This is a genomic window from Aeromonas sp. FDAARGOS 1405, assembly GCF_019048265.1.
Classification (GTDB): domain Bacteria; phylum Pseudomonadota; class Gammaproteobacteria; order Enterobacterales; family Aeromonadaceae; genus Aeromonas; species Aeromonas veronii_A.
Genome location: NZ_CP077311.1, coordinates 1,019,319 through 1,027,500, shown reverse-complemented (window position 1 = coordinate 1,027,500; position 8,182 = coordinate 1,019,319). Strand labels below are relative to the sequence as shown.

The window sequence follows — 8,182 nt, the reverse complement described above, 5'->3', positions numbered from 1 at the left end:
GTGTACCCGCGGCTAGACGGAAAGACCCCGTGAACCTTTACTACAGCTTGGCACTGAACATTGAACCTACATGTGTAGGATAGGTGGGAGGCTTTGAAGGCGTGACGCCAGTTGCGCTGGAGCCGTCCTTGAAATACCACCCTTGTATGTTTGATGTTCTAACGCAGGGCCCTGAATCGGGCTCGCGGACAGTGCCTGGTGGGTAGTTTGACTGGGGCGGTCTCCTCCCAAAGAGTAACGGAGGAGCACGAAGGTTGGCTAATCCTGGTCGGACATCAGGAGGTTAGTGCAATGGCATAAGCCAGCTTAACTGCGAGACGGACAGGTCGAGCAGGTACGAAAGTAGGTCATAGTGATCCGGTGGTTCTGAATGGAAGGGCCATCGCTCAACGGATAAAAGGTACTCCGGGGATAACAGGCTGATACCGCCCAAGAGTTCATATCGACGGCGGTGTTTGGCACCTCGATGTCGGCTCATCACATCCTGGGGCTGAAGTCGGTCCCAAGGGTATGGCTGTTCGCCATTTAAAGTGGTACGCGAGCTGGGTTCAGAACGTCGTGAGACAGTTCGGTCCCTATCTGCCGTGGGCGTTGGATGATTGAAGGGAGTTGCTCCTAGTACGAGAGGACCGGAGTGAACGAACCTCTGGTGTTCGGGTTGTCACGCCAGTGGCACTGCCCGGTAGCTAAGTTCGGAATCGATAACCGCTGAAAGCATCTAAGCGGGAAGCGAGCCCTGAGATGAGTCATCCCTGACCCCTTGAGGGTCCTAAAGGGCCGTTGGAGACCACAACGTTGATAGGTGGGGTGTGTAAGCGCGGCGACGTGTTGAGCTAACCCATACTAATTACCCGTGAGGCTTAACCATACAACACCCAAGAAGTGTTCTAAGGCTTGTAGCAAATACCAAGCGAACTACTTACGTCAGCTTTCACAGATTGAAGATTTTTGCCTGGCGGCCATAGCGCCGTGGAACCACCTGATCCCATGCCGAACTCAGAAGTGAAACGCGGTAGCGCCGATGGTAGTGTGGCATTCGCCATGCGAGAGTAGGACACTGCCAGGCACCCAATTAAACGGTGATGTGAAAACACATAGCCGGCTGCGAGGATGACCCCTCATCAAGAAGCGGCAAAAGATTTAGCGAAAGCTAACCGAATGCGGAGCGGTAGTTCAGTCGGTTAGAATACCGGCCTGTCACGCCGGGGGTCGCGGGTTCGAGTCCCGTCCGCTCCGCCACTAATTTGAAGGCCTTCCCGATTGGGAAGGCCTTTTTGCTATGGGCGGTTTGCTCATAAGAGCCACAGATTTGCACACCAGAGCCAACACAAGCCCAGTCTGACGACAGGGCTTTGGTGTTTTTAGCCTGCTGGTGAGCTGCCGACATCCCACTGCGATGACACTACCTTCCCCTGTTGACGTTCTTGTTACTGTTTCCACTTCTTTATCGCGGCACATCCATCTTGGCCATAGAGCTTGATGATTAAATCAGGCCATCTTGCAACGGTACGTCATCGCTTCCACTTGTTTGTCTAATCCCTTTGTTTGTTTATGGATTTACTCCATTAAAACAGTTTCTTATCAAGAGTGAGCTGTTCTGCGGCAGGAATATTACATGAATCAAATGATAATGATTATTGTTTGAATGATCGTGGCAGGGTCGTTACAATGCGGGCTGATTAATAAAGTGCTTTTCAAATGAGCCTTTTCTAATGCTGCGCCTGGCCGGATGCCGAGCGTTGTAATGCGTGAAGTAAGGGAATACGTCACCTTCCTACAAAAAATGTTCAGGCTAAAACATGATAACAGTGAAACCAAACAAGCTTGCCTTGCTGATCTGCTCCCTTCTTGCGACTCAAGCCTATGCTGCCGAGCAGGAGGTGATGGTCGTCACCGCCTCTGGCTTTCAGCAGAAGATCGAAGATTCTGCAGCCTCCATCTCTGTGATTACCCGCGAGCAGCTGGAGAAGCGGGCATATCGGGATGTAACCGATGCCTTGAAGGATGTGCCAGGTGTGGTAGTGACTGGCGGTGGCAGCAGCAGCGATATCAGTATTCGCGGTATGGGCTCGAAATACACCCTTATGCTGGTTGATGGTAAAAAGGTGGATAGCCGTGGTACCCGGCCCAATAGCGATGGACCCGGTATCGAGCAAGGCTGGTTGCCACCGCTACAGGCGATCGAGCGGATTGAGGTCGTCCGTGGGCCCATGTCATCCCGTTATGGCTCAGATGCCATGGGTGGGGTGATCAACGTGATTACCCGCAAGACCACCGGTCTGGCCTGGCAGGGCTCGGTTCATGCTGATTCGACCTTCCAGGAAAACAAGGATGCCGGCAACAGCTTCCAGACTGATGCCTATACCGCAGGCTCACTGATCGATGGTGTGTTGGGGCTGCGCTTCAATGGACAGCTCGCTCATCGTGGTGAAGACAAATTTACCCAGGGCTTTGCCGAGCAGGAGACTCGCAGTGGCACGGCCGTGCTCAGTTTCAAGCCTGATGACCATAACCGCTTCGATCTGGAAGTCAGTCGCAGCCTGCAGGATCGGGATCGTACTGCCGGCAATTCGCTGGATGCCAAGGCGAAAGATAGCCTCAACCGCTACGAGCGCACCAACTACGCGCTAACCCATGACGGTCAATATGAGTTCGGCTCTTCCAGCAGCTATCTGCAGCAGGAGACCAACACCAACCCAGGCCGCAGGATGGAGCTCACCAACACCATCGCCGATACTCACACCCAGTTCATATTGGGGGATCACTACCTGAGTGTCGGTGGTCAGTATCGCTATGAGGATCTACACGATCAGGGCAATACCCTGAAAGTGGCCAATCCTGCCGAGCAGCTGACCCGCTGGAGCTGGGCGATGTTTGTCGAGGATGAGTGGTCACTTACTGACAGCTTTGCCCTGACCGGTGGCGCCCGCATGGATCGGGATCAGAACTACGGCACTCACTGGAGCCCGCGCCTCTATGGCGTCTGGCATCTGGATCAGAGCTGGACCCTGAAAGGGGGCGTCTCGACCGGTTATCGCTCCCCTGACTTGCGGATGTCAGCGGCCAACTGGGGTCAGGTCACCGGTGGTGGCAGCCTGGATGGCATGCTGGTTGGCAACCCGGATCTCAAACCCGAGACCAGCGTGAGTGAAGAGATCGGTCTGCTGTGGAACGGTCATCAGGGCTTCAATGCCGGGATTACCCTGTTCAACACCGACTTCAAGAACAAGATCTCAGAAGTGCGCCGCTGTACTGACAAGAAGCAGCCTGCCTGTACGCTCAATGGTCACAGCTATGATTTCATCAGCGATCGGGTCAACGTCGACAAGGCGAACATGCGTGGGGTCGAGGGGATGATGGATTGGGCCATCAATGAGGATTGGTCGGTCAGCTCTAGCTACACATTCACTCAATCCGAGCAGAAGAGCGGCCCGCTGGCAGGCCATGCCCTCAACCAGATGCCCCGCCATATGTTCAACGGCAGTGTCGATTGGCAGACCACCGAGGATCTCAACCTCTGGTCACGGGTCAACTTCCGTGGCGAGACCTCCGAATACCTGAGCCGTGTGAAGATGGCGGATGGGACTCCTTCCTACACCTTCTTTGACATGGGGCTGGTCTACAAGGCCAACAAGCATCTGGATCTGACCGCCGGGGTCTATAACCTGTTCGACAAGACGGTGGATTACAGCAGTTATGGCACAGTGCTGGATGGTCGCCGCTACAACCTGGGTGTGACCTACAACTTCTGATAGGCATAACATTACACGGCCGCCATCATCCGATGGCGGCCGTTTTTATTGCGCTTCCGTCAGGGGGCTATGCCTGATAGGGGGCCGCTTGCCAGGTATTGCGCCCCAGTCCCTTGGCCTGATACATGAGGGCGTCAGCCTGCCGTAGTAGCTGCTCGGCATCGACCTCTCTCTTTGCCGCAACCCAGACTGCCCCGGTGCTGATGGAGAGGGTCACCTCGCCGCTGCTGGTGTGCAGGGTTTGCCGGTTGCTCTCCAGGCAAATGCGCTCGGCCCACTCTTCTGTCTCTGCCAATGTGGCCAGCGGCAGCAGCAGGCAAAACTCCTCGCCCCCGATGCGGGCCAGCAGAGCCTCTTCGGGCAACAGATTCGTCACAGTAGTGGCCAGCTTTTCCAGCAACAGATCTCCGATGCCATGACCAAAGCGGTCATTGGTCTCCTTGAAGTGATCCACATCGAATAGCAGCAGGGCACTGGCCATGCCGCTTGCCAGCCGTTGCTCCATGGCGGGCATGAATGCCCGTCGATTAAGTAGCCCAGTCAGAGGATCGGTACTGGCCAGTTTCTCCAGTCTTGCGTTTGCACGGCTCAGCTCGGCGGTACGGCTCGCGACTGCGCGCCTCAGCTGTATTATGTAAGCTGCCAGAATCCCCCCTCCTGCCAGCAACAGCCAGGGACCAAGGTGGATGGGGTAGACGGTCTCGACATGCATCCATTTGCGGATGATCCGCTCCCGATCGCTCTCTTTGATCTTGGCGAATCCCTCTTCCAGCCGGTTTAACAGGGCAAGGTCGCCCTTTTTCACCGCAAAGCGGATCTGGTCGGTATAGAGGTGGCGAACCGGAATAAAGCGGGTGGGATCGTCGGAGGTATAGATGTAGAAGTTGGCGACCTGCAGATCGGCGATAAAGGCCTTTATGTCGCCCCGAAAGGCCGCCGCCAGCAGGGTATCATTGTCATCAAAGGTCTGCAGTCTGGTTCCGGGAAAGTAGCGTCTGGCGTAATACTCTTCGTAGCCACCGGCTACCACACCGACTGTTTCATGGAGTAGGTAGTAATGGACATCGGTGCCGCGCAGTTCGCTCGAGAAGAAGAGCTGTGAGTCGAGCTGGGCGAGAGGCAGGCCATAGTCGAACTGCTTGTCCCGCTCCGGTGACCAGAGCAGCCCGGCGTGAACGTCGGTTTTCCCCTTCTGGAGCAAGTCGAGAGAACCCTGCCAGTCGACCAGCCGGAACTCGATCTTCTGGCCGGTGACCCTGGCATATTCACGCCACAAATCGATCAGCAAACCATCCGGCTGACCCGACTCATTGATATAGGAGAAGGGCTGCCAGGCTTTGGAGTTGGTAATGATGATCGGCTCTTCCTGTGCGTTGGCACAGGCTTGAGGGGCAAGTGCGAGCAGCAGGAGCCCCCATCCGATACTGATCAAGACTCCTGTCCTGGAATAAGCCATCCTTGCTCCACTCCGTTGCCAAATACCGTGCGTGGTCATCAATTATCTCCGCCTTCATCATAGAAGAACAGGGGTCAGGATGATGAAGTTTGCACACAGAGAGGCCAGGCGCAGCAGGGCAAACAAATAGAGTAATGACTTACAAAGGCAGGCTTATTCGTGCCTCCAGCCCACCTTGTGGCCGATTGAGCAGGGTCAGTTCGCCGCCGTGCTGATGGACCAGGGTACGGGCAATGGAGAGCCCGAGCCCCACGCTGCCGGACTCGGTGTTGCGCGCTTCGTCTAGCCGTACGAAGGGTTTGAACACATCTTCCAGCCGCGCAGGATCGATCCCTGGCCCGTTGTCGCAGACCCGGATCAACAGCTCCTCCTTGCGTCGCTCCAGCGACACTTCGGCGCTGCCGGCATATTTGATGGCGTTGCCGATCAGGTTCTGCAGCACCCGGCGCAGGGTGTTGGCCCGGCAGGCGTAGACCTCTTTGCCCTCCGCCAGACAGGTGACCGGCTGGCCGGTATCGGCATAGTCATCGCACAGGCTGACCAGCAGGCTGACCAGATCCAGCTCGCGGGTGGCCTCCTGCTGCCCCTCCTCGCGAGCAAAGCTGAGGGTCGCGGCCAGCATCTGCTCCATCTGTTGCAGGGTCTGCTGGATGCGCTCCTTGTCCTCGCTATCGGCCAGAAATTCGGTACGCAGCCGCAGGCTGGTGATGGGGGTGCGCAGATCGTGGGAGATGGCCGCCAGCATTCGGGTTCTGTCCTGCACGAAGCGGTCGAGCCGGGTGTGCATCCGGTTGAAGGCCTGAATCGATTCGCGGATCTCGGTCGGCCCCTCCTCTTTCAAGGGCTCGATATCCTCGCCCCGTCCGAGCCGATCTGCGTTGCCTGCCAGCTGCTTGAGCGGGCGAGTGGCACGGCGAAACAGCAGCACCATCAGCCCGATCACCAGACTGGCGACCAGCATAAGATTGAGGGTGGTTTGCCACGACCAGCTGCCCGCCTCCTTGTCGACCAGTGAGCTGAACTGCAGCCAACCTCCCTGCGGCAGTTCGATGGAGCCATAGAGCCGCATGTCGCGTGATGGGGGCGGTGGTCCCTTGCGATCCCGCATCATGCGGGCGTGATGCTCCCAGGCTTTGCTGCGCTGGGCATCCTCTTTCAGCTCGGCGCTGATCTCTATGGTGAGACCCTGCGGGTAGCCGAGCCGAGAGCGCACCAGCTGCTCGAAGCGGGGGCTGCGATTATCCGGTTGCAGTGGCTCGTCTGAGAGGCGCAGCAGCAGGGTTTCGCTGCGGCTCGCCTTGAGGATCTCGTCATAGAGAGATGGGGGTGATAGAGAGAGCAGCCTGACCACCGAGATGATCCGCTGCATGGCGTTGCGGCTGTTGACGAAGCCGAGCGCCTCCTCCCGATCCGAGCGGTAGATCTGGATACTGAGCAGCTGGATCAGGATCAGCCCTGCCAGCGCCACCAGAATGATCTGGCCTGTCAGCCCCTTGGGCCATATTTTTGCCCACAGTCGTTTCAAAAAGGTCACCGCTTATGCCTGCGTCACGTCGGCGGAGAACATATAGCCGCCACCCCAGATGGTCTTGATCAGCTCCGGATTCTTGGGATCCCGCTCCAGCTTGCGGCGCAGTCGACTCACCAGAGTATCGATGGCGCGATCGAAGGCCACCGCCTCGCGGCCACGGGCCAGGTCCAGCAGTTGATCCCGGCTCAGCACTCGCTGCGGTCGCTCGAGAAACACCTTGAGCAGATCGAATTCGGCGGTGGAGAGGCTCAGGCCCACCCCATCCTCATCGACCAGCTCCCGACGATTGACGTCGAGCAGCCAGCGATCGAAGCGCAGATCCCGGGTCAGGGTGTCAGCGGCAGGTTGTGTCTCGGCCTGGGTGCGGCGCATCACCGCCTTGATCCGCGCCAGCAGCTCGCGCGGGTTGAAGGGCTTGGCCAGATAGTCATCGGCCCCCATCTCCAATCCGATGATGCGGTCGGTCTCTTCCCCCATGGCGGTGAGCATGATGATGGGCAGGTTCGATTTGACCCGCAGCTCGCGGCAGAGGGTAAGACCATCTTCACCCGGCATCATCAGATCCAGCACCAGCAGGTCGAACTCCCGCTCCTCCAGCAGTCGCTTCATCTCCTTGCCATCCCGGGCGCAGCTGACCCGCAGGCCGTGCTGTTCCAGAAAGCGCTTCAAGAGATCGCGGATCTCGCTGTGGTCGTCGACCACCAGAATGTGGGTGTTGCCCTGGTTCATGGATACCTCCCCTGCTTGGCGTTGGCCCGAGTATACGAAAATCCGGCCGATGGTTTGTGTCAAAGTGTGCCAGATCCGCACGATGCCACACTCTGCTACAAAAAAGGGCGATGCTGGCAAAGTTCAGACACCGATAGGGTGTTTACTTGAGGGCAAGGCAAGAGCGCCGAACCAGAATCATCCCTACAGGAGATAGACCATGAAAAAGCTGACCAAAACCCTGCTGACTGCCACCCTGATCCTTGGCCTGCCGCTGGGCGCCTATGCAGCCAGTGAAGCGGCCCCCACCGGCCAGCCCGGAGCCATGGTGGACTGCACGATGGACGGTAGTGGCATGATGGGTGGCAAGCACCATGGTGGTCGCCATGACAAGATGGCCCGCATGCAGAACATGACCCCGGAACAGATCCAGGCCAACCTGCAGCAACGTTATGATCGCATAGAGGATCCTGCCAAGAAGGCGGAGTTCATCAAGAACCTCAACGAGCGTGCCGCCGGCATGACCAAGCACGCCGAAGCGATGAAGCAGTTCGCCGAAGCGAACCAGTAACGCTGCTGCAGTAGCAGACCACATGACAAACCCAAAGGGTGGCCAGGGCCACCCTTTTTGCTCTTGTTGTGTTGAGCGACAGAGCTTGTCTGAATGCAGACAATTGCCAATAAAAGAGGGGGAGCCTGATGCTCCCCCTCTTGCCATCTGTACCGGTGCGGGGT

5 protein-coding genes, 1 tRNA gene and 2 rRNA genes (1 of these 8 running past the window's edge) are annotated in these 8,182 nt (G+C 57.5%); 5 read left to right on the top strand and 3 right to left on the bottom strand.

The features are described from left to right. From I6L35_RS04860 to I6L35_RS04845, 4 genes are all read left to right on the top strand, one after another. Positions 1-868 (top strand): 23S ribosomal RNA (locus I6L35_RS04860) (it extends 2,022 nt beyond the left edge of the window). 83 nt (positions 869-951) lie between these two features. Continuing rightward, a 5S ribosomal RNA gene (rrf, locus tag I6L35_RS04855) occupies positions 952-1,066 on the top strand. A 96-nt stretch (positions 1,067-1,162) separates the two neighbouring features. Beyond that, positions 1,163-1,239 (top strand) — tRNA-Asp (locus I6L35_RS04850). 560 nt (positions 1,240-1,799) lie between these two features. Next, on the top strand, positions 1,800-3,752 hold the full coding sequence (locus tag I6L35_RS04845; RefSeq protein WP_216979697.1) for a ligand-gated channel protein: 1,953 nt from the start codon (positions 1,800-1,802) through the stop codon (positions 3,750-3,752). Positions 3,753-3,819: 67 nt separating this feature from the next. Here I6L35_RS04845 and I6L35_RS04840 read toward each other — a convergent pair whose 3' ends face one another. From I6L35_RS04840 to I6L35_RS04830, 3 genes are all read right to left on the bottom strand, one after another. Beyond that, the gene (locus tag I6L35_RS04840) at positions 3,820-5,208 is read right to left on the bottom strand and encodes a transporter substrate-binding domain-containing protein (protein WP_216979696.1); all 1,389 of its coding nucleotides are present in this window, start codon (positions 5,206-5,208) and stop codon (positions 3,820-3,822) included. 139 nt (positions 5,209-5,347) lie between these two features. Continuing rightward, the gene (locus I6L35_RS04835) at positions 5,348-6,742 is read right to left on the bottom strand and encodes an ATP-binding protein (protein ID WP_216979695.1); all 1,395 of its coding nucleotides are present in this window, start codon (positions 6,740-6,742) and stop codon (positions 5,348-5,350) included. A gap of 3 nt (positions 6,743-6,745) precedes the next feature. Then, entirely contained in the window at positions 6,746-7,468 is a 723-nt protein-coding gene (locus I6L35_RS04830) for a response regulator (protein WP_216979694.1), read from the bottom strand. Positions 7,469-7,667: 199 nt separating this feature from the next. Here I6L35_RS04830 and I6L35_RS04825 point away from each other — a divergent pair, with 199 nt between their 5' ends. Further along, complete coding sequence (locus I6L35_RS04825) at positions 7,668-8,018, top strand: hypothetical protein (protein ID WP_216979693.1); 351 nt, start codon at positions 7,668-7,670, stop codon at positions 8,016-8,018. Positions 8,019-8,182 lie beyond the last annotated feature (164 nt).